The following is a 21,196-nucleotide window of genomic DNA, read 5'->3' as shown; positions in this document are numbered from 1 at the left end:
TCCATTATACAGGAATGATGTCAAGAGATAGTGGAAATTCATTATCTGTAGAGCAAAACCATCAAGCCCTTGGCAGCGGTCTTTGACGTATTTCGTATCCGATGGGGCACGTCAGCCGGGTATCGCGCGGTCTCACCGGTCTTGAGGATTTTGGTCACGCCACCACTCGTGACCTCGAAGCCTCCGGTGAACGCAGTGAGATGTTCGAATGCACGTGGTGCGTGCGCGGAGCTTTCGAGACACCCACCCGGAGCAATCTCGACCTCATACCACTCCGTGTCGCCCGCTAGGCGGGGCGGACTCAGAATACGAAGATGGCATGATCCGTCAGCATTCTTGATCTCCGGCGTGTGAGGCGCCGTGATAACTTCGACGGTGTCGGTATTCGAACCAGCTGAGGTTCCTTCCACAAGATCCGAAATCTCGATCTTGAGCGCGCGCGTCAGGCCCCAGAGCACCGCAAATGTCGGATTCGCCTGGCCACGTTCGATTTGAGAAAGCATCGACTTTGAAACGCCAGACAGCATCGCCAGCTGCTCAAGCGTCAGGCCGGAGTCTTTTCGTCGGCGTTGTACATTTGGACCAATTAGCGGCGGGGCGGATGATTCTGACATTCATATCGTATAGCCAATTTCCAGTATAACGGAAAGGCCTTCTGCTTGATGCACGATTGCTCACTTATCTTTCGAGCGAATGTCAGCCACACGCTACTTGGGTAGCTGCTCAGAAATCTCCTCCGCAATGATTTGAGCAGCGGCAGCTGAGAGCGTCCACCCTAGGTGCCCATGACCGGTGTTGTAGAAAATGCCGGGACTGCGCCCGACACCGATTCTTGGCACCATGTTCGGTAGGGCGCAGCCAGCCCAAGATATAACGGCGCTGGTGTCCACGTCTGGGAAAATCGGTAGGATAGAAGGCTCCCAAGTGCCGGCCCCAAATCACCGCTTCGCCAATTCGGAAAGCCTGTTTGTGAGTATTCAACCTAATTAAGCGCCGCTGATGACGGCGAGCGCTTCGACCAGTCGGGCGACCTCCGCCTCAGTCGTGTAGAGAGCGGGCGACACACGGATGCACTGGCCGGCCGCTACACCGGCGCGGCACACCGTCAGAACCTTGAACTCATCGCGCAGTTTCGCCACCAGAGCGTTGTTGTCGTCCTTCGTCCCCTTGCTCTTGACGCGGAACGAGGTGATGCCGGCATGCATGCTCTGGTCGTCGGGCGTCAGGATTTCGTAGGTTTCCATCGCCCGGACCGGCCCAACCCACTGGTTGCGCAAATAGGTTAGCCTCGTGTTCTTGGACGCAGCCCCGATCTTCTCGTGCAAGTCGAGCGCCGCGGGTACGCTGAGGGCGGCGGCGAAGTTCAGCGTTCCGGTGTGGATGCGCGAGCGGATGTCGTCTGCCGGCCAGTCCTGGTCGCCCATATGGATGTCGATATCGGCCAGCCGACCTTTTTTGATGTAGAAGAAACCCATCCCGACGGGTGCACCTATCCATTTGTGCAGATTGAAGCCGACGAAATCGGCGCCGAGATCGGTTGCGTTGAAGGATATCTGTCCCCAGGAATGCGCCGCGTCGACGATTGTGTCGACGCCCCTTTCCCGCGCCATGTCGGTGATCTCGCGGGTCGGCATCACCAGCCCGGTCCGGTGCGAAAGATGCGTCAGAAGCAGCAGTTTCGCCTTGGGCGTCTGGTCGAGAACCTCCTTGTAGGTTTCGAGAACCGCCTCGCGGGTGACCGGTTCGGGGATGGAAAAGGTCTTCACCTCGACGCCGCGCCGGTCCTTCAGCATGGCCATCGCATATTGCATCGAATCGTAGTCGAGGTCGCAATAGAGAACCGCATCGCCAGGCTGCAGCTTGTTGTAGCCGGTGATCAGGACCTGCAGGGCTTCGGTGGCGCCGCGCGTCAGCGCGACCTCCTCCGGCAGCGCGCCGACAGCGGCAGCGACGCGCGTACGGACATTCTCGAAATCGGTTCCGAAGGCGCTGCGGTGATAGAGCGAATTTTGCCGGTTCACTCGCTGCGTGTTCTCCAGGTAAACCTCCAGCACCGGCCGTGCCATAATACCCCAATAGCCGTTCTCCAGATTGGCGATCGATCGGTCCACGTCGTAGAGGTCTCGCACGGCCGCCCAGTACCCGTCGTCGGTCGCCAAATTCGACGTATCCGCTGTGGGAAGGGCGACGGTTTCCGCCGCTGCGGTCCGCAGGGTTGCCGCTCCTGCCGCTGCGATCATGCTGCCCATGAGAAAGTTGCGCCGCAGTGTCATATCCGTCTCCTGCGATCCGTCGTTTGTTGTTGATGGCGCGTGTCTACCGAGGCTTTGCCACAGGCCGTTGAAGCGCGCGGACATGGCCCGGCGCCGGCCTTGGACGTGTGCATGGGTGCGGGCTGCCAATCGCTATGACCATTCCCTACTTTCCACTCAAGGGCGGTGGTGCCGGCCTGATGCGTCCAGATGGATTTAGCGATGTCGTCCTATGCCGAAAAGCGTCTCGTACCACGCGGCGCGCGTATTCGCGCGCGGAAGAAGCAGCCGCCAATGACCTGGCGCACTTTCGTGTCGTGACGCCAAACTGGGGCCCTTGAACATCAAAACTCTCCCAAAACAATCGAAGGGATCCTTGCGATGCTGTCGGTAACCAAACGTTGCAAGAGATCCCATTATTCGGCTCGCATCACAAACATGCTCTTGGGGTCTATCGAAATATCAACGTCCTGGCCGCGCGACGGCGGGGAGGAGAGCTGCGTATTAAACGTGTCAATAGTGATTGTCTCATTGCCAACGATCAGGCGAACCCGAATTACAGAGCCATAAAAGCCAACCCCCGTAACCTTGCCTCTCAGTATGGCATCTCCTTTGCGGGCGCCAAAGCGTATTGCTTCTGGCCGAACTGCCAGTGAGAGATGGTCACCCCGCGCTAAACCCTGCGGAAGTTCCAGATTTTTGAGAGTCGCGGTTGCGACCTCCACCGACCCGCTCGCAGGGTCCAATAACGTTGCCTTGAGGACAGAAAGCGTTCCAACGAATGATGCGACGAAACGCGTGGCCGGACGATTGTAGATTTCAAGTGGTGTGCCAAACTGCTCAACCCTTCCGCTGTTCATGACCGCAACCCGGTCAGACATCGACAATGCCTCTTCCTGGTCGTGTGTCACAAAAAGCGTGGTGATGCCGAGTTCAGTTTGGATCTCTCGAATCTGTTCACGCAAAGAAAGACGAATCTTTGCATCAAGTGCCGAGAGCGGTTCATCAAGCAAGAGCATCGCTGGTTTCTTTGCCAACGCTCGTGCCAAAGCCACGCGCTGTTGCTGGCCACCCGAAAGCTCATACGGAAAACGCCGCTCCAATCCTGTCAAGCCGACGAGTTCTAACATTTCAGCAACACGCCTTTGAATGTCTCGATCTGCCATGGCCGCGATTTTGAGACCAAAGCCGACGTTGGCGGCAGCCGACATATTCGGAAACAACGCGTAAGATTGGAATACCATTCCGAGGTTGCGCTGATCTGGGCGCAACCTGGAAACATCTCTCCCATCAATCAGAATTCGGCCAGTTGTCGGATACTCAAATCCTGCAATCATACGCAAGACCGTAGTCTTTCCGCAGCCGGATGGGCCAAGAACCGAAATGAATTCGCCTTTCCGTACTTCAAGATCTAGATTGCGAACGACTTCATGCCCCCCGAACCGTTTGATGACCCCGGAAAGGTGAAGAGCGGCATTTGCTTTGGCGGAGGACGCGACCAGATTCATTTACTCTCTCTTCGCACAGGAGGGGAAAAGCGCGCCAAAATTTGGACCAGTCCCATGGCGGTCCAGGTAATGAAGAATGACAGAATGACCAATGCCGCCGGTTCATAGGCCTTTGCGACCCCAACTCTCTGGATGTAGGGGCCAAAGGCAGGCCTCGTGAGAAGACTCGCCATTACGAACTCACTGATTACAACGGCGAAAGTCAGGAACGCACCAGACAGCACAGAAACCATTATATTGGGTAGAATTATGCGGGTGATAATAGTGATTGGTCTGGCGCCAAGAATTGTTGCGGCTTCAGTGAGCACGCGGGCATTGATTGCTTGGAGGCCGGTATCAACAGCTCGGTACAGATACGGAAGCGCTAGCGTCACGTAACCACATATCAACAATATATCTGACCCGCGAGACGTTCCTGTAAGAGGAATCAGCGATGAAGAGGAGAACATCCGCACATAACCGAATACCAATATTATCGGCGGAACGATCAGCGGCAGCAGCACGATAAACTCGACGACCGGCCTAAGCCATGGCAGGCGCAGGCGTACCAAATATACGGTTGGCACGACGAGAACAGTACCTACGAAGATTGTGCACAACGCGATGAGCGCCGAATAACTGAAACTCGAAATGAAATCCGGATCGGCGAAGACGTAACGGTAGGCATCGAGACTATAGCCGTCGCGCCTTAGGCTAAGCGAGAACTTTGCTGTACTGATCAATGGCATCAGGAAGAAAGCAACACCTAAGGACAGACAGATCCAGCGAAGAAGATGCATGGTTTTTATCATCGGAGCCACCGTTCAGCGCGGGTGCGGAGGACGAGATAGATGGCGTTGGCAAATGCCATGACGATGATCATGCCAAGCGCCAATGCAGCACCGAGGTTCTCGTTGTGCAGGACGTCACCACGGATCTGCGCATAGAGCAGAATCGGCACGATGTTCACCGCGTAACCGGTGAGGGCATAGGCTGTGGCAATTGCCCCAAACGAGTTCGCGAAAAGGAGCGCTAGTGTCCCAAGGAGGCTGGGCCACAAGATCGGCAGGCCGATATGTCGCCAATACTGCCAAGAGCTGGCGCCAAGGATTGACGCAGCTTCGCGCCAGTCTCTCCGCAAGCCATCAATGGCTGGCATCATGATCGTAACCGTGATCGGGATCTGGAAAAAGAGATAGGTGACTGTTAGCCCCCAGAAGCTGGCCAGATCGAAGCCAGCGGCATAAATATCTATGCCAAAGGCCGCCTTGATTGCTGCGGTGACCAATCCGAGACGTCCAAGTGTTGCGACGAACGCAAAGGCGAGCGGAACGCCGGAGAAGTTCGAAGCGACGCCACAGAATGTCATCACGATAGAACGGACCTGAGTGCTGCCTATACCGCGCCCGACGTTTAGAGCAAGGCCGAGGCCAATTACTGCACCAAGCACGGCTGACGCTGCAGAGAGCCTTATAGACTCGGCAAACGCCCCCGTGACCTCAGGCGTGTTGAGGTCAGCGAAATTCCCGAACGTCAGGTGCCCCTGCTGATCGACAAACGCGTTGGCGATCAGCGCAACTGTTGGCGCGACCATCATCACGAGAGCGAAGATGAAAAACGGCGCGACGCCGATCAGCGCGGACCAATCCAATCGTCGTAACGCCGAAGCTCGCTGCGTGATAGGAAGCTCGCTGGGTTTGGAAATTCCCAACTCAGCGACTTCCTTCTCCGACAGGGACACCTCAGTTCTTCTTGGCATTCGCATTGATGGTCGTTGTCCAGCTTTCAGCGACAATCTTGCCGGCTTCGATCAGATCCTGAAGCTCCGGGAACACGACTTTATCCCCGGATGGAGGAAGTTTAGCGACCATCTCATCCGTGATTGAGCCTGCCTTCCGCATTTGGTCGAAACGGATCGGATGGCAGAGACCGTGCAGAAATCCGATCTGCCCTTCGTCGGAATACAAGTACTCCATCCAGAGCTTCGCCGCGTTGGGATGAGGCGCATACTTGCTGATCGCCTGGGCGTAAACGCCCGCGACGGTCACCTTGGGGACGATTGTTTCAATGAGAGGATTGCCATGGAAGTTCTCGTTGTAAATGACACCGTTGAAGTCCCAGCGTGTTGTAATCGGCGTTTCGCCTTTGGCAATTGCAGCGGCGTTACCGAAAGTCGGAACGAGATTACCGATTTCATTGAGTTGGCGGTAGAACTCTATACCCGCCTTGGCTGCATCGGCACCCGTTTTCGCGCCAGTGGCCAATCCGGCGGCATAAATGCTCAGGATCGCGTTGTTCGCCGTTCTCGGGTCTGCCGGCACCGAGATGCTTTTCTTGTACATCGGATCGCGGAGATCAGACCAATCAGCAGGGCTTTTCTGGACCACGTCCTTGTTCACAAGGAATGCCAGCACTCCATAATAGTCGCCGTACCAGTGACCCTCCGGATCCTTAACGGCGTCCGGAATCGAATTCCAAGTCTTGACCTTGTACGGCTGCAGTAGTTCGTCCTGCATGGCAGTCGGACCAAACACCATGCCAATGTCGATGACGTCTGGAGCCTGCGGCCCTGTGTTGCCGATGTTGGCCTTGATCGTGGCAAGTTCTTCTCCCGAACCAGCGTTCGGATTCAGTTCATTTACGACGAGGCCGTACTTGTCCTCGAAGCCCTGAATGAGGGCTCCATAACCGCACCAGTCGTGTGAAACGGCAATGACTGTCAATTGACCTTCAGCTTTGGCGGCAGCAACGAGGGCATCGAGGTCCTGTGCCGATGCAGCGGCGGGAAGGACGGCCAGTGCCATTATCGCCACGCCGGCGAGCAGTCCTGCAGTTGTATTCACGCGCATGATTCTCTCTCCTAGTTCTTGATCCCACAAACAGGCTTGGAGGCACCCATATGAGGCCGCCCTATCGACAGCCAGATTATGGACCTTGCGTAACATCTATGTGACATTATTAGATAATAACTGGTATTTTATGACTTTTAATTTGTCAAGGGGTTTTGCTCGGTCCGCCCCCCTGATTTTCGTCAGCTGCCTTGCCCGCGAAATAGCAATAATTTCAATATCTTATACATTCCAAACGAGATGAGGCGGGAGACTCCAAAGGCCTTCCCCGCCGGGAAGAAGCCCCGATAAAATGATAGGTGGCGTTATGCAATGCGAGGTTTATGGGGACGCGCGGCTTTGACAATGTGAGTTTTTAGGTTCCTTCCCTAGGATAACTTCCCCGATTGAGTCCAGACGGCTACTCCCGCATCCCCATCAATGGATTCCCCGGATTTCATATTTGGGCGCCTATTCTGGGCGTAAGCCGATCTTGAAGCTGCCGTCTTAGGCCAGCCTCTTGGGAAACGGGTGTTTGGCCTCGTTGACACGACAGCATACACAAAATATCATTATTCCTCACGAAAGATACCAGTCTGGCTACGGAGTGCCTCGCGGGATGAACGAAGTTGGAAGCCAACGAATAGGCAGATTGCCTGCTGCTGGTCGGCTGCAGGCAATAACCGAAATGGTCGAGGCTGGATCAAGTATCAGCATTGCCGGGCTAGCAGAGCAGTACTCAGTGTCGATGGAGACCATACGTCGCGATATCGCAGCGTTGGAAAAGGAAGGGCTCGTCTACCGTGTGCACGGTGGCGCCATGCCCGCTGGGCGTTCAGCTACTATCGACATCCGGGTGAATAACCTCAGTCTCGAAAAAGCGTCGATAGGAGCATTGGCGGCGAGGCTGATAGAGAAAGATGAATGGATATTCCTGACGCATGGAAGCACGACGCTCTCAGTTGCCAAAGCGCTTAACGACGGCCCTCCAATTTCCGTGATGACCAACATGCCGGCAATTGCTGAGGCTCTCCACGGTGGAGCAAAGCATCGCGTTGTGTTAACCGGCGGCGAATACAATCACGCCGATGGCACTTTGGGCGGCCAGGCGGTGCTTGAGGCCATTTCCGAGTGCGTGTTCGACACCGCCATTATGGGTACTTACGGAATCAACCCTGTGCATGGGTTGGTCGAGGCCGAGAAATACCACCAGCATCTCAAGCGCCTACTTTGTCAGAGGAGTAGAAGGCGTATCTTTGTTGCTGACCACAGCAAGTTCGGCGCTTCTGGCTCTTACGTTTCCGTTCCCCTATCAGAAATCGGCACCATCGTCACGGACCATGCTCCGCCAAAAGACTTCGTCACCGCTTTCAATGAATCGGGCGTCAAAGTTATCTACCCAAGTAATTTTGGAACTAAACAACATGATCTGTGAAGCGAAAACCGCCATTATTCTTGGCATCGACGGCTTAAGACCGGACATGGTCAATGAATGGACGATGCCCAATCTGACTGAATTGGGACGAAAGGGCACTTGGAGCAAGAACCATAAGACCGTCTTCCCTAGCGAGACACGAGGCGCGTTGACTGCTCTCGTCACTGGAGCAAACGCTGAAGCCAACGGGATTTTCGGTAATCAGTTCTACATTAGAGACACCGACCCCAATCAGATTTTCACTGAAACTACCCACGACTGGTATGCTGCAGACAATCGGCTCAAAGGGCGGTTGGTCACCGCTACATCGCTTGCGAAAATCTTGCGTGACGCACAGAAAAAACTCGCAGTCATAACATCCAGCGGTCCTGGAGCTCTGTCGGCGTTGAATTGGCAAGGTGACAAGTACGGACAAATTGGGTTCAATGTAAAACATCCCCAGACTTCCTTTCCTCATGACTTCGCAGCGAGAGCGCATCGCAATCTAAACATTCCAGCCGGAGGTCTGTCCGTGGACGGCCCGAAAACAGCTCTCAAGTTGTTTCAGAGGGAAGTATGGCCGCACCATCGTCCAGCCGTATCTATCCTGTGGTTCACAGAGGTCGACAGCGCCGCCCATTTGTACGGATTAGGTTCGCCCGAACATTATGACAGGATGCGCCTTTGCGACGAAGTGGTAGGAGAGCTTCTCTCTTGGCATAGCCTTCAACCCGACCGGGACGAAACCAGCATCTTCGTCGTGTCAGACCATGGGCACATCACTATTAGTGGTTTGTTGTCGGTTGCAGAAGAACTGCGAGAGGCCGGCTTTGCCGCAGACTCGTCTTTCGAGGATAATGCTACTGACCTTCTTTTGAGGCCTGGCCGTGCAGCAGGAATCTGGATGCGAAGGTTCGATCCCGTACTTCTCGGGGATGTTTTGAGCTTCATGAGTGAACAAGAATGGTTTGGTGGTGCATTTACTCGTGCCATTGATCCGGGGGGCCCTGACGGTATCTTGGCCAACACGCTGGCGCTCGAACTCATTGGTGCCGGTGGACCCCGCGCGCCAGATTTATGCGTCAATCTTGCAGACGGTCTCGGCGTCAGCGCAGCTGGCATCCGTGGTAGTGCCTACTATGATGCGGGTGACTACGATTTGCGGCTGGGTGGCGGAACACATGGCGGTCTCCACGCTGCCGAGCTTTCGGCCGTTCTCGCCACCTATGGAGCGGGGCAGGCGAAGGGGCTCGTTGCGGATGCGCCAAGCTCGATCACAGATATCGCTCCGACAGTCCTGAGCATATTAGGTATTCCATGCCCAGCATCAATGAGCGGGAGGGTCCTGAGCGAGCTCACTGAAGACAGGTCGATCTTGAGCGAGGTCACCAGTATGAAGATGCGATCGTCGGGAGGCATCAAACCAACCGTTCTCAGCGTCACCAAGTTGGGTGACCGCATGTACCTGAACGAAGGAGGCGTTGAGGGGGCTATGTCGAATGACGTTACGACAGGTGCCCGTGCCGGAGCGGTACAATGACCAACAAAGTCCGTGCGGAGAACATTAGAATACAACTTGAGGTGGATTTCAGAAGTGGCGATTGGGAACACTTCCGTATCAGAGCGCAAGCACCGATGACCTCTCGCCGGATCTACGCGGTCGCTGATATCCACGGCTATGATTTTCAGCTCAACTCCATGGTGAGGAGAATCTCTGAAGATATGGCGGAGGTGCCGGGCGCAAACCCCATCATTATATTTCTTGGCGACTATATTGATCGTGGCCCGAACTCAAAACTCGTGGTCGAAAGACTTTGTGAACTGCGGACGAATGGAATCTTTGACTGTGTTTTATTGAGAGGTAACCATGAGCAATGGCTCATCGATTTCGCACAAGACAGTACCGTTCTTCCTCTCTGGGGTCGAAAAGGAGGTCTGCAGACTCTCTGTTCGTATGGGGTGCCCTTGTCGCAGATTGAAGCAGGCATCAAGAACCCCTTGGTTGCCGAGGATGTCCGTCGTCAATTCTTGAACTTAGTGCCACTGGAACATATGGCGTTCTTTCGTTCTTTACAGAGCCACTTTGAATTTGGTGACTACTTTTTTGCCCACGCGGGTGTTGATCCGGATATCCCGCTCGATCAGCAGACTGATCATGATCTGACTTGGATCCGGTACAAATTCTTGGAGTCAAGAAAGGATTTCGGGAAAGTAGTGGTCCATGGACATACCCCGGCCGAGAACGTGGAAAGCCTGCCGAACAGAATTAACGTTGACACGGAAATTTACACCCGCGGAGTTCTTAATTGCGTAATTCTGGAGGATAGAACTCGCCACCTCCTCAGCGTTAAAGGCGATCATTCAACACACGCCGATTGATGCGGTGGATTGAACAACCTGTTTCGGATCTGTTGCAATGTTTTGGTTGCCGACAGGTATGGCAAGGAACCCTTCGATTGTTTTGGGAGAGTTTAATGTTCAAGGATAGCCAGTTTGCCCCAATGCCAAGTGATGACACCTCTCTTTCGTGTATGACGGTCATTCCGGATGCGTAAGAAAACTCCCAGAGCCACTCGGCCCCCACTCCTGAGACTGATCTGGATCGTCCGTATGGAGTCGAGAACTCCGTCGAGCACTGCCGCCGTGATGGAACTTGGTAAGAGTCCGTTTGGGAATTCGTTCAATGGCTGATCCTGTGCAGCAAGAGACTTCCCACAGCGACGCGTTTCGTGGCTTCGGAGGTGTCGACGCACTGTTCGCAGTCGCGCAAGAGGCTGCGCCAGCGTGCGAACCAGTCGAAGGTTCGCTCGACGACCCAACACCTGGGCAGTACCTTGAAACCGGCCTCGGTGTCGATGCCGCGCCCCCACTTCGAAGACGAAGTCGAGGAACGCCGCCTACTGCCTCAATTGCCTGCGATCGTAGGCGCCGTCGGCGAAAAAATGCTTGATCCCTGGCCAGCAGATAGACTTGAGGATCATCTGCACTCCGGGGCTGTCGGAGATGTTGGCCCGCGGGAGATTGACAATCAGCAGCCGCCCATCGGTGTCGACCGGGCTCTTACGCCCGGCCATCTTCCTGGCCGTATCATGGCCTCGCTCGGCGTCCAGCGAAGGTGCTTTGAAGGTCTAGCTTTCGATAATACCGGCGCTCGGGCTGGCTTCGCGCCCGCCCCGCTCGCGATCGAGCATCCCGGCGATGTTGCAGATCATGCAAAACAGCGTCAGTTGTACAAAACGTCGGGACCACCAGTAGACCGTTTGCCAGGGCGGAAAGTCCTTCGGTATCTGACGGCCGCCCCCCGTACGCGTCATGTGGCGGATCACGTTGAGAACCTCGCGCAGGTCGATTCTAAGCCTACGGCTCGCCTGGCCGGCTTCTGCAGCAACAGGGCAATCCGATCCCATTACTCATCGGTGAGATCGATCGGACAACGCTTCGTCTCGAGCCGAGCCATCGGGCCTCGGGTCGCTCGTGTCCACATACATAGCCAATAATCACAAATCGATCGCGCAGGACGCGGGACTCTTACGCGGCAGGGGACCACACATGGCAAAATCATTTGATTTTGAAAAAGAACCTCGCCAGGACAAGCTCTCTAGCTTGGTTGCAAAAGAGGTCCGGCGCGTCCTGGCTCAATTAGACGAGGTCATAGAGGCACACACTTCAACCCCAGCCCACATGAGCGCTGGCAACATCGCTGGCACCGATCTACCTTCGCTAACTCGCAAACGAGCGGTTCATGACGATTTGACCGCCCTGGCCTCCGAATTTGTTCACAGGCTCGCGGCCGAAGCAGCGCGAGATTTCAGTGCCGGCGCTCGTGAGGGAGTTCCGCTCACGGTTCGAACCGAGGGCGCTCATGGGAGCGCAGTCCAAAAAACGCGAGATCAGCAAAGCGATTGCCTTGGCATTCAAGACTGGGCTGGTCAGGTTGCAGGGCCAACATATCTGGAAAAACGCTTCGGCATACCGCGATCGACACTGCATTGGTGGCAACGGCAAAACGACGTGGTGGCACTGCGAAAAGGCGCCCGCAAGCATGTGTTCCCGTTGGCTCAGTTCATCGACGGCAGGCCAGCACCTGGAATTCGGCAGGTGCTCGCCTCGATCTCCAATCCAAGACTGGCCTGGTTCTGGCTGATCCGTCCTTCGCCGCTTCTCGATGGTCGCGTTCCCATAGAAATGCTCAGGCAAGATCTGGCTGAAGAAGTCGTTTTGGCCGCACGAGACTTTTCCTTGACATAAAGCCGAACTCACGGGCCCAGCTGCAAATCAGCGTCGGCTGGCAGCGATGCCGGCCGAGCGCGTGCGCACCGCCCCCCCCCATTGATTCGTGTATATCTGCCAGCTATTTCCAATTGTACAGATTGATCTGTTTGTATAGTTTGTACCAATAGTGCAGTATATATTTGTATTTTCGCGACATAACTGCAACAGTTGCTGTATATACCGCTGCGCCAAGCGCCAGAAGTATTGAATAATTCAACGCAGCCGGTAGCGTCAAACTGCGAGGGAGCAGCGTGGTGCGCATGGTTCTCGATCGTGGGGAATGGGAGGGGGTGCTGTCTTTCAGCAAAGATACCCTGGCCCTTTTTTTAATCTTTTGAGTGGAGATCAAAATGAACATCAAGAGCCTTCTTCTCGGCTCCGCTGCGGCTCTGATCGCAGTTACGGGCGCGCGTGCGGCCGACGCGGTCGTCGTCGCCGAGCCGGAACCGGCCGAATACGTCAAGATCTGCGACGTCTACGGCGCCGGCTATTTCTATATTACGGGCACCGAAACCTGCCTGCGCATAGGCGGCTATGTCCGCTATGACATCGGCGCCGGCGACATTGGCTCGTTCGATGGTGCACTCGCCACGGACCGCCAGGACGGCGATATCCAGGACACCTGGAAGAAGAACGCCCGCTTCACCTTTAAGACCTGGACCGGCCAGGAAACCGAGCTAGGCACCTTAAAGACCTACACCGAAATGCGCTTCAACTTCGGCAACACGGCAACCAGCAATACCGCCTTCGACAAGGGCGTCTCGGTGAAATTCGCCTGGATCCAACTCGGTGGTCTGCGCGTCGGTAAGGACGAATCGGCCTTCGACACCTTCATCGGCTACGCCGGCGCCGTCATCCAGGATACGCTGGTTCCTTACGGCGATTTCGACACCAACGTCGTGCAGTACTACTTCGACGCCGGCAATGGCTTCACGGCCGTGGCCTCGCTCGAAGAGGGCTCCGGCGCGGTCGGCACGATCGACAGCTATGTTCCGCATGTCGTCGGCGGCGTGAAGTACACGCAGGGCTGGGGCGCCATCACCGGCGTCGTCGCCTACGACAGCAACTACGAGGAAGTGGCCGGCAAGGTCCGCTTGGACGTAAAGCCGATGGACAACCTGTCACTATTCATCATGGGTGGCTACGGCACCGACGACAACCTCTTGGACGACGCGGGCAACGCTATCGACGCGCACGGCCGCGGCTTCTACAAGCAGTGGAGCGGCAACTGGGCGATCTGGGGTGGTGGCACCTACACCATCAACGAGAAGACTTCGTTCAACACCCAGCTCTCCTATGACGAAGGCAAGAACTTCGGCGTAGCTGCGAACATTGCCTATGAAATCGTCAAGGGCTTCAAGGTCACGGCCGAAGTCGACTATCTGCATGTCGGCGCAGACACCGTCACCAACTGGACCAAGGCCGACAAGGAAAACAGCATCGGCGGTATCCTCCGCTTCCAGCGCTCGTTCTAGCGGATCGCACCATTGAACCAGGGTGCCCGCAGCATTGCGGTTGCGGACACCAGGCTTCGCTAATCCAGCCAGCGATGGCGAAGCGGAATACCAAACAGCGCTCATCGGCGGCTCCTCCAGAATGCTAAGGTCTGTACTCCCCGGATCGAAGCGTGCCGCCGATGCGAAGGGCGCCCTTGAGCAAGGCGCCCTTCATTGTTGCCATACAAAATGACTCCATTTCACCCGAAGGTCGAAGGCGATGTAAGAGTTTGGAAACTCACAGATGAGCGGTTCTGCGGATAAGATTTCCGCCCATAGCGACGAGGATCATGGCTTGCGAGACATCGTTACGCTGCTCGTAGTCGCGCACTAGGCGGCGCCATCTTGTCATCCAGCCGAAGGTCCGCTCGACGACCCAGCGGCGGGGCAGAACCTGGAAGCCCTTCTGGTCGTCGGAGCGACGGATGATCTCGACCACGAAATCGAGGTAGGCGGCCTTGTCCGTGAACGTGAGCCGGTCGTAGGCGCCGTCGGCGAACAGATGCTTCACCCAGGGCCAGCGCTTGCGGATACCATCCAGAATCGCCTGTGCGCCGGCGCTGTCGGAGATGTCGGCCGGCCTCAGGTTGACCATCAACAACCGCCCGTCGGTATCGACGGCGATGTGGCGCTTGCGGCCGACAATCTTCTTGCCGGCGTCGTACCCCTTGTTTTCAGCTTGCGGCGCCTTGACCTACTGGCTGTCGATCACGCCAGCCGTGGGGCTGGCCTCGCGCCCGGCCCGCTGGCGGTCCAGCATCAGCGCCACGTCGTGAATGGTCTGGAACAGAAAGCGCCGCGCCAACTCGCGAAACCAGCCGTAGACCGTCTGCCAGGCGCCGAAATGGATCGGCAGCATCCGCCAGCCGCAACCCGAGCGCACGAGGTAGCGCACCGCGTTAATTACCTCACAACCTCGCGCGGGCGGCCGCGACGCCCAGGCTTAGCCATCAGCGCAGCGATCTGTTCCCACTCTTCGTCCGTCAGATCGGACGGGTAGCGCTGGGTCTTCTTGGCGATCTAGGCCATCCGGCCACGGCTCTGTTTGGTCCACATCCCCAAGATGAACCACAAACCCGCCTCCGCCGAAATCCCAATTTTCCGATTTTCCAAACGGCCTCTGAAAAGGGCCGCCGTGATGGAACTTGGTAAGGTCGAACGTACCGCCGGTGTCGCAGTGGGCGTCTATATGAATCAATCCGACAGGAGCCTTCTTTCCGACGGCTTTCAGGATCGGGTAAGTTATCGAATGATCGCCGCACACTGAGAGAGGAAGAACACCAGCGGTCGGACTTTCTGCCGGGCTGGTTGCAGCGCTGGCTCCGGTGTTGGAGCAGGAATACGTTGAAGGCGCGCCTGCGATCGGGGACGGACATTGATCGCGTCCACAGTGCGGATTCCGAGTTTGAACCGGACGGGGTTCCGATCAAATTCCGGACGCAGGAGTGAACGCATGGTTTGATGAGGAACTTGCCGGGTCTACCAGGGTGCAATTTCCGGCCACTTGAGCCGCCTTGGCCGTGAATTCAAAGGTTTCTCAGGTACCAAGCGAATGTGCCATTCCACCCAGCCGATTTCTCATTATCAAGCGCCAGACGTCTTTCAACCAGAGCATCTCGCGTTACTAGGTCGAGATCCAGCACATCGGAGCCTAGGTGTTCTCCAGCCTCAATCTTCCGTAGCCTTTCGCTCGGTAGACGATCACAGAGACCACCCAACTCACCACGAAGATACCGACAATCGCATAGCCGAAAGTGGCAAAATTCTCATTGATCCCTTCAACCGCGCCCCAAAGCCCGCCTTGCAGACCAAGCTTGTCGGCGAGGATCCCGAGCGCCTCAATGCCGCCTATGAAGATCGCGATCACCGCTGAGGCAATTGTGATGGTGAGATTATACCAGAGCTTTCGCATCGGATTGACGAACGCCCAGCTGTAGGCGCCAGTCATCAATACGCTGTCCGTTGTGTCCATGATGGACATCCCGGCGGTGAAAAGCGCTGGAAAAATCAGAATAGACCAGAATGAAATGCCCTGCGTTGCCTGGGTTGCGGAGATGCCTAGCAGGCCGATTTCCGTCGCGGTGTCGAAGCCGAGACCGAAGAGGAAGCCGATCGGATACATGTGCCAGGAGCGAGAAACGATGCCGAATAGCGGGCGGAAAATGCGGGCGATCAAGCCACGCCCGGCAAGCAGGGCGTCGAGATCCTCGTCGACGATCTTCTCGCCACGGCGCGCCCGGATGAAAGCCGCCCATATGCCCTTGAGGATGAACAGGTTCGCGATGCCGACCACCAGCAGGAACAGGGCCGAGATGCTGGTCCCGATCAACCCGCCCAGATTGTGAAACTCATCCAGTCTGCCTTGCATCATCGTGGCGGACGCAGCGATGGCAATCGAGGCCAGGACGACGATGCTTGAGTGGCCGAGCGAAAAGAAGAAGCCGGTCGCGTAAGGGGCCTTGCCCTCCTGCATCAGCTTGCGCACGACGTTGTCGATGGCTGCGATATGGTCAGCGTCGAATGCGTGCCTGAGACCGAACATATAGGCGAGCAAAGCGGTGCCGAGCAGGGCCGGCCGGTCGGAAAAAGCGACCCAGGCCCACATCCACGCAGCGATGTTGGCGGCGATCAGCAAGACGTAGATCATCACCGCCTTGGTTCTCACACGCACCGGCTGGTCGTCGAAGGGATTGGGCAGACGTCGTTTAACCGGTTCCTGGTGCATCGCTGGCGCCGTGAGCGCGGCTCCTTGCGTCATTTCTCTCCTCCCCGGTCCGTGTATGGCGCGGCAAATTCTGGGACGATCTAGCGCATCCAGGCCTAGAGCCCTACCTGCGCCGCTTCGTTGTGAAGCCATTCATACCAACCCCCGAGCCCCTCCCCCGTCTTTGCCGACACGCTAAGCGTGGCAATCTCGGGATTGATCCGCCGCGCGTTGGCGATGGCGGTGTCGACGTCGAAATCGACATGCGCCAAAAGATCGATCTTGTTGATGATCATGACCTTGGCAGCACGGAACATGTGCGGATACTTCAGCGGCTTGTCATCGCCCTCGGTGACCGAGAGTATGACCACCTTGGCGTGTTCGCCCAGGTCAAACATCGCCGGGCAGACAAGATTGCCGACATTTTCGATCATGACCACGGAACCGAAGGCCGGCTTCAGCTCGGCCAGCCCCTTGGCCAGCATGTCGGCTTCAAGATGGCAGCCGGCGCCGGTGTTGACCTGGATGGCGGCAGCCCCCGCGGCGCGGATGCGCTCGCCGTCATTGGCGGTCGCCTGGTCACCCTCGATGACCGAGATCAGCATCTGGTCCTTGAGATCGCGGATGGTGCGCTCAAGCAGCGTCGTCTTGCCGGAGCCTGGCGAAGAAACAAGGTTCAGCGCCAGTATCTCGCGACCGGCGAACCAGCCGCGATTGCTGGCCGCGAGTGCGTCGTTCTTGGCCAGGATTTGCATTTCGAGTTCGACCACCGCGGTTTGGCGGTGGCGATGCTCGTGACCATGGTGATGATGGCCGTCAGCATGATCATGACCGTGGTGATCATGCTCATGCGAATGGTCGTGACCATGCAACTCCGCGTCGTCATGGGGATGATCGTGATGGTGGCGATGCTCGCGCGCCTGCTCGAACGCGTGGTCGTGCCCGTGCTCGTGGCCATGAGTGTGGTCGTGGCCATGACTGTGCGGATGCTGGTGATCGTGGCTATGTCCGTCGCCATGGTCGTGCGGATGGGCGTGGCTGTGGTCATGATCGTGGCCGTGCCGATGCGCCAAGTCGCCCTTATGCGCATGGCTATGACCGTGCCCGTCGCTGAGAGCCGTTTCCTTGCCGGTTTGCAGGTTGAGAATTCGGGTTTCGGCCTTGGAGCCGCAGCCACAGGTTCCGCACATCAGGCAGCCTCCTCGATTTCCATTTCCCGGATCTTCAGTTCCTCGCCGGCCAACCGGTCGATGGCATGGGAGCCGCAGGCGCAGGCCTGATAAAGGGTTGCCGTCTCGAACGTTGCGCTGCAAGTCCGGCAGCTTGCACGCCCGGCAATCTTGTGGATGTCCAGCCGGGCGCCATCGAGCAATGTGCCCTTGGCGACAATGTCGAAGCAAAACAGGATGGCGTCGGGCATGATCCCGGAAAGCTGACCCACATCAAGTGTCACGCGCCTGACGCGGCGGCCCTTCGCCGCTTCCTCGACGATGGAGACGATGTTGCGCGTGATGCCGAGTTCGTGCACGGGCCTTCCTCAACAAATCCGCGGTAATTGTTCGCCGACCAGCATGTCGACGATGCGCCGGCCGCCAAACAAGGTCTGCATGGTCACGCGCCCCGGCTCGCCGAGGCCGGCATGGCCGATGATTGCAGAGCCCTGGCCGTGCGGATGCGCGCACAATGCGGCAAGCGCGGCCTCACTTTCTTCGGCCGGCACCGCAATGACGATCTTGCCTTCGTTGGCCAGATAAAGCGGGTCGAGACCGAGTATCTCGCAAAAGCCGCGCACTTCATCGCGCAGCGGCGTCGCTGCCTCGTCGATTTCGATCGACACCGCGGAGGCGTCGGCGATCTCGTTGAGCACCGTAGCGATGCCGCCGCGTGTTGCGTCACGGATACAGCGCGTGCCGGGCGCGGCGGCGAGCAGCAACTCGATCAGTTCATGCAGAGCCGCACAATCGCTCTCGATCGAGGCTTCCAGCGCCATGTCGCCGCGCGCGCACAGGATCGCCGCGCCATGATCACCCAACAGGCCGTTAACCAGGATAGCGTCACCCGGCCTGACATGGTCGATGCCGAGTTCAAGTCCGGGCCGGATCACCCCAATTCCGGTGGTCGTTATAAACATCTTGTCGCATGCGCCGCGCTGAACGACCTTGGTGTCGCCCGTCACGATGGTGACGCCGGCTTCGCGTGCCGCTTGCGCCATCGAGAGCGCGATCCGGCGCAGCACCTCGACCTTCATGCCTTCCTCGATGACGACGGCGCAGGACAGATAGAGCGGCTTGGCACCGCCGACCGCCAGGTCGTTGACAGTGCCGTAGACAGCAAGCTTGCCGATATCCCCGCCGGGAAAGAACAGCGGGTCGACAACGAAGGAATCGGTGGTGAAGGCAAGCCGGTCGCCATGCGTTGCCAGCATTGCGAGATCGAAGCGCGCCTGGTCTTCCAGCACTTCAGGTGCGCCATCGGCGAAGGCGCTGATGAAGACATCGTCGATCAGGTCCTTCATCGCCTTGCCGCCGCCGCCATGGGCAAGCGTCACGGTGGGGATGAAAACCCGTCCCAGCACGCGTTTGGGTGGGGGTGGCCGCATGTTCATGACACGCTCACCGGCTGGCTACCGGACCGGACCGTGGTATGCTTCTTGACGCCGCCATACTGGTAATAGGCAGCGCAAGCGCCCTCGGATGAAACCATTAGGGCACCGAGCGGCATCTCCGGGGTGCAGGCGGTGCCGAACACTTTGCACTGCCACGGCTTGATGACGCCCTTCAGGACCTCGCCGCACTGGCAGGATTTGGGGTCGGCTATCTTGACGCCGGGGATGGCGAACTTGCGCTCGGCATCAAAGCGGGCATAGTCATCGCGCACCTTGACGCCGGAATGGTCGATGGAGCCGAGCCCCCGCCATTCGAAGAATTCACGCAGTTCGTAGACCTTGCCCACGGCAGTGAGAGCGGCGTTGTTTCCCGCCTCAGGAACGATGCGGGCATACTGGTTTTCGATCTCGGCGCGGCCATCCTTGATCTGCTTCAGCACCATCCAGATCGATTGCAGGACATCGAGGGGTTCGAAGCCGGCGACGACCATGGGCCGCTTGTAGAAGTCGGCGATGAATTCGTAAGGGGCGGTCCCGATGACCATAGAGACATGGCCTGGTCCCAGGAAGCCGTCGAGATGCAGATCCGGGCTGTCGAGGATCGCCTTGATCGTCGGCACGATGGTGATGTGGTTGCAAAACACCGAGAAGTTTTCGATGCCGTCGGCTTCGGCCTGCAGCACCGTCAGTGCCGTGGACGGCATTGTGGTTTCGAAGCCGAGGCCGAAGAACACCACCTCTCGATCCGGGTTCTTGCGCGCCAGCGACAGCGCGTCCATCGGCGAATAGACCATGCGCACATCGGCGCCATCGGCCTTTGCCTGCTGCAGGCTCTTCTTTGAGCCGGGCACACGCATGGCGTCACCGAAGGTGGTAAAGATCACTTCCGGCCGCTCGGCGATCGACACGCAATCGTCGACCCTGCCCATCGGCAGCACGCAGACCGGACAACCCGGCCCGTGCACGAGTTCGATGGCGTCAGGCAGCATGCCTTCCAGCCCGTAGCGGAAGATCGAATGGGTGTGGCCGCCGCAGACCTCCATGATGTTGATCGGGCGCGTTTTTGCGATCTCGATGGTGGCGACAAGCTTGTCGATTTCCTTGATCAAGACTTTCGCCTTTTCCGCGTCGCGGAATTCGTCGGTGTATTTCATTGGGCGCTTCCTTTTGCGGCGGCGGAGCCGCGTTCGTCGGCGAGCAGCGTGTGCACGAGGTCCCACAGGATGTGGTAAGCGGCGACATGGCATTCCTGGATGCGGTGGATCGAGGTCGACGGCACGACGAGCAAATGCTCGACGGTGCCTGACGATTTCATGCGCCCCCCGTCGCCGCCGGCGAGCCCGATGGTATGGACGCCCATCTCCTTGGCCTTGGCGAAGGCCGCGACCAGGTTTTGCGAATTGCCACTGGTCGAGATGCCGATCAGCGCATCGCCCTTGCGGCCGTGCGCCAGCAGTTGGCGCACGAAGACATGGTCGAAGCCGAGATCGTTGCCGACGGCTGAAATCATCGCCAGATCGGCAACGAGATTGGTGGCGGCGAGCGCCGGCCGGCCGGCGGTCACGGGATGGACGAACTCGACCGCGACATGGGACGCATCGCAGCTCGAGCCGCCATTGCCCATGGAGAACAGCTGACCGTTGTTGCGGTAGACATCCGCCAGCGCATGCGCGGCGGCGACGAGGATGCCGGCCTGATCTCCAAAGAAGCGCTCATTGGTTTCGCGTGTGTCGCGGGCCTTTTCGGCAACGGAATGCAGCAGCGCCGCATTCATCTTTTCCGGATTCTGCGCCTTGCCGTGCAGGAATGGATAGAGCCCTTTCAGTTCGCTTTCGCTGGACATTTTCACGTCCTCCTAATGGACCGCCGACAGCCGCATGGACTCCATCTCGGCTTGCGCTTCGCCGAGTTCGGTGAGGATTTTTAAGGTTTCGGCTGCTTCACGCTCGTCGATGCGGCTCATGGCGAAACCGACATGGATCAGCACCCAGTCGCCGACGCAGTCGTCGACCGAATGGTGTTCGTTGACAATGCAGGCGATGTTGATTTGTCGCCTGACGCCGCTGACATCGACGGTCGCCAGCTTCTTTTCATGATCGTCGATCTTGAGGATCTTTCCAGGAATGCCAAGGCACATT

General features: G+C 57.6%; 19 protein-coding genes and 4 pseudogenes. 5 read left to right on the top strand and 18 right to left on the bottom strand.

The window, feature by feature from the left end:
- Positions 1 to 41: 41 nt before the first annotated feature.
- The 7 genes from C8D77_RS02700 to C8D77_RS02670 form a co-directional block, all read right to left on the bottom strand.
- A complete protein-coding gene (locus tag C8D77_RS02700) occupies positions 42 to 614 on the bottom strand; it encodes a helix-turn-helix domain-containing protein (protein WP_109659072.1) in 573 nt (190 codons plus the stop codon).
- A 93-nt stretch (positions 615 to 707) separates the two neighbouring features.
- Positions 708 to 902 (bottom strand): FAD-dependent oxidoreductase, encoded by a 195-nt coding sequence (locus C8D77_RS02695; protein WP_342770034.1) that lies wholly within the window; start codon positions 900 to 902, stop codon positions 708 to 710.
- An 84-nt stretch (positions 903 to 986) separates the two neighbouring features.
- On the bottom strand, positions 987 to 2,273 hold the full coding sequence (locus C8D77_RS02690) for an aminotransferase class V-fold PLP-dependent enzyme (RefSeq protein WP_109659068.1): 1,287 nt from the start codon (positions 2,271 to 2,273) through the stop codon (positions 987 to 989).
- Between the two features lie 395 nt (positions 2,274 to 2,668).
- The gene (locus tag C8D77_RS02685) at positions 2,669 to 3,760 is read right to left on the bottom strand and encodes an ABC transporter ATP-binding protein (protein WP_109659066.1); all 1,092 of its coding nucleotides are present in this window, start codon (positions 3,758 to 3,760) and stop codon (positions 2,669 to 2,671) included.
- A complete protein-coding gene (locus tag C8D77_RS02680) occupies positions 3,757 to 4,548 on the bottom strand; it encodes an ABC transporter permease (protein ID WP_425453705.1) in 792 nt (263 codons plus the stop codon). Before C8D77_RS02680 ends, C8D77_RS02685 begins: the two co-directional genes overlap by 4 nt.
- A complete protein-coding gene (locus tag C8D77_RS02675; RefSeq protein WP_109659062.1) occupies positions 4,548 to 5,498 on the bottom strand; it encodes an ABC transporter permease in 951 nt (316 codons plus the stop codon). Before C8D77_RS02675 ends, C8D77_RS02680 begins: the two co-directional genes overlap by 1 nt.
- Positions 5,482 to 6,588: an ABC transporter substrate-binding protein gene (locus C8D77_RS02670; protein WP_109659060.1), complete on the bottom strand. Its 1,107-nt coding sequence runs from the start codon at positions 6,586 to 6,588 to the stop codon at positions 5,482 to 5,484. Before C8D77_RS02670 ends, C8D77_RS02675 begins: the two co-directional genes overlap by 17 nt.
- A gap of 598 nt (positions 6,589 to 7,186) precedes the next feature.
- On the opposite strand from C8D77_RS02670, the gene C8D77_RS02665 reads away from it, so the two are divergent.
- From C8D77_RS02665 to C8D77_RS02655, 3 genes are read left to right on the top strand one after another with little or no spacing between them, the layout of a single operon-like run.
- Complete coding sequence (locus C8D77_RS02665) at positions 7,187 to 8,002, top strand: DeoR/GlpR family DNA-binding transcription regulator (RefSeq protein ID WP_109661190.1); 816 nt, start codon at positions 7,187 to 7,189, stop codon at positions 8,000 to 8,002.
- The gene (locus C8D77_RS02660; protein WP_109659058.1) at positions 7,992 to 9,521 is read left to right on the top strand and encodes an alkaline phosphatase family protein; all 1,530 of its coding nucleotides are present in this window, start codon (positions 7,992 to 7,994) and stop codon (positions 9,519 to 9,521) included. Before C8D77_RS02665 ends, C8D77_RS02660 begins: the two co-directional genes overlap by 11 nt.
- Positions 9,518 to 10,360, top strand: coding sequence for a metallophosphoesterase (locus C8D77_RS02655; protein ID WP_109659056.1), 843 nt, complete (start codon positions 9,518 to 9,520; stop codon positions 10,358 to 10,360). Before C8D77_RS02660 ends, C8D77_RS02655 begins: the two co-directional genes overlap by 4 nt.
- A gap of 115 nt (positions 10,361 to 10,475) precedes the next feature.
- Here C8D77_RS02655 and C8D77_RS38230 read toward each other — a convergent pair.
- Positions 10,476 to 10,693: pseudogene (locus C8D77_RS38230) on the bottom strand (agmatinase); the annotation flags it as partial.
- Positions 10,662 to 11,465, bottom strand: a pseudogene (locus tag C8D77_RS02645) (IS5 family transposase). The pseudogenes C8D77_RS02645 and C8D77_RS38230, both read right to left, overlap by 32 nt.
- 65 nt (positions 11,466 to 11,530) lie before the next feature.
- Between C8D77_RS02645 and C8D77_RS02640 the strand changes: the two are divergent.
- Together C8D77_RS02640 and C8D77_RS02635 are read left to right on the top strand one after the other, a co-directional pair.
- Positions 11,531 to 12,229 (top strand): antitoxin Xre/MbcA/ParS-like domain-containing protein, encoded by a 699-nt coding sequence (locus C8D77_RS02640; RefSeq protein ID WP_109659054.1) that lies wholly within the window; start codon positions 11,531 to 11,533, stop codon positions 12,227 to 12,229.
- Between the two features lie 374 nt (positions 12,230 to 12,603).
- Positions 12,604 to 13,728 (top strand): porin, encoded by a 1,125-nt coding sequence (locus tag C8D77_RS02635; RefSeq protein ID WP_109659052.1) that lies wholly within the window; start codon positions 12,604 to 12,606, stop codon positions 13,726 to 13,728.
- Between the two features lie 259 nt (positions 13,729 to 13,987).
- Here C8D77_RS02635 and C8D77_RS02630 read toward each other — a convergent pair.
- From C8D77_RS02630 to C8D77_RS02590, 9 genes and pseudogenes are all read right to left on the bottom strand, one after another.
- Positions 13,988 to 14,769: pseudogene (locus tag C8D77_RS02630) on the bottom strand (IS5 family transposase).
- 100 nt (positions 14,770 to 14,869) lie between these two features.
- Positions 14,870 to 15,034 (bottom strand): annotated as a pseudogene (locus C8D77_RS02625) (arginase family protein); the annotation flags it as partial.
- A 366-nt stretch (positions 15,035 to 15,400) separates the two neighbouring features.
- Positions 15,401 to 16,474 carry a HoxN/HupN/NixA family nickel/cobalt transporter gene (locus C8D77_RS02620; protein ID WP_170136688.1) on the bottom strand — a complete coding sequence of 358 codons (1,074 nt, stop codon included), beginning with the start codon at positions 16,472 to 16,474 and terminating at the stop codon, positions 15,401 to 15,403.
- Between the two features lie 95 nt (positions 16,475 to 16,569).
- Entirely contained in the window at positions 16,570 to 17,643 is a 1,074-nt protein-coding gene (gene hypB / locus C8D77_RS02615) for a hydrogenase nickel incorporation protein HypB (protein ID WP_109659048.1), read from the bottom strand.
- Positions 17,643 to 17,981, bottom strand: coding sequence for a hydrogenase maturation nickel metallochaperone HypA (gene hypA, locus C8D77_RS02610; RefSeq protein ID WP_109659046.1), 339 nt, complete (start codon positions 17,979 to 17,981; stop codon positions 17,643 to 17,645). The genes hypB and hypA overlap by 1 nt, the downstream gene beginning before the upstream one ends.
- Before the next feature lie 9 nt (positions 17,982 to 17,990).
- Positions 17,991 to 19,058: a hydrogenase expression/formation protein HypE gene (gene hypE, locus C8D77_RS02605; protein ID WP_109659044.1), complete on the bottom strand. Its 1,068-nt coding sequence runs from the start codon at positions 19,056 to 19,058 to the stop codon at positions 17,991 to 17,993.
- On the bottom strand, positions 19,055 to 20,212 hold the full coding sequence (gene hypD, locus C8D77_RS02600) for a hydrogenase formation protein HypD (protein WP_109659042.1): 1,158 nt from the start codon (positions 20,210 to 20,212) through the stop codon (positions 19,055 to 19,057). The genes hypE and hypD overlap by 4 nt, the downstream gene beginning before the upstream one ends.
- Positions 20,209 to 20,901: a D-sedoheptulose-7-phosphate isomerase gene (locus C8D77_RS02595; RefSeq protein ID WP_109659040.1), complete on the bottom strand. Its 693-nt coding sequence runs from the start codon at positions 20,899 to 20,901 to the stop codon at positions 20,209 to 20,211. Before C8D77_RS02595 ends, hypD begins: the two co-directional genes overlap by 4 nt.
- Positions 20,902 to 20,913: 12 nt before the next feature.
- Positions 20,914 to 21,195, bottom strand: a complete 282-nt coding sequence (locus C8D77_RS02590) for a HypC/HybG/HupF family hydrogenase formation chaperone (RefSeq protein WP_109659038.1) — start codon at positions 21,193 to 21,195, stop codon at positions 20,914 to 20,916.
- Between the last annotated feature and the right edge of the window lies 1 nt (position 21,196).

Origin of the sequence: Mesorhizobium loti (assembly GCF_003148495.1) — a bacterium.
GTDB lineage: Bacteria > Pseudomonadota > Alphaproteobacteria > Rhizobiales > Rhizobiaceae > Mesorhizobium > Mesorhizobium loti.
Note: the sequence above shows the minus strand (reverse complement) of the source record. Positions and strands in the feature narration are given on the sequence as shown.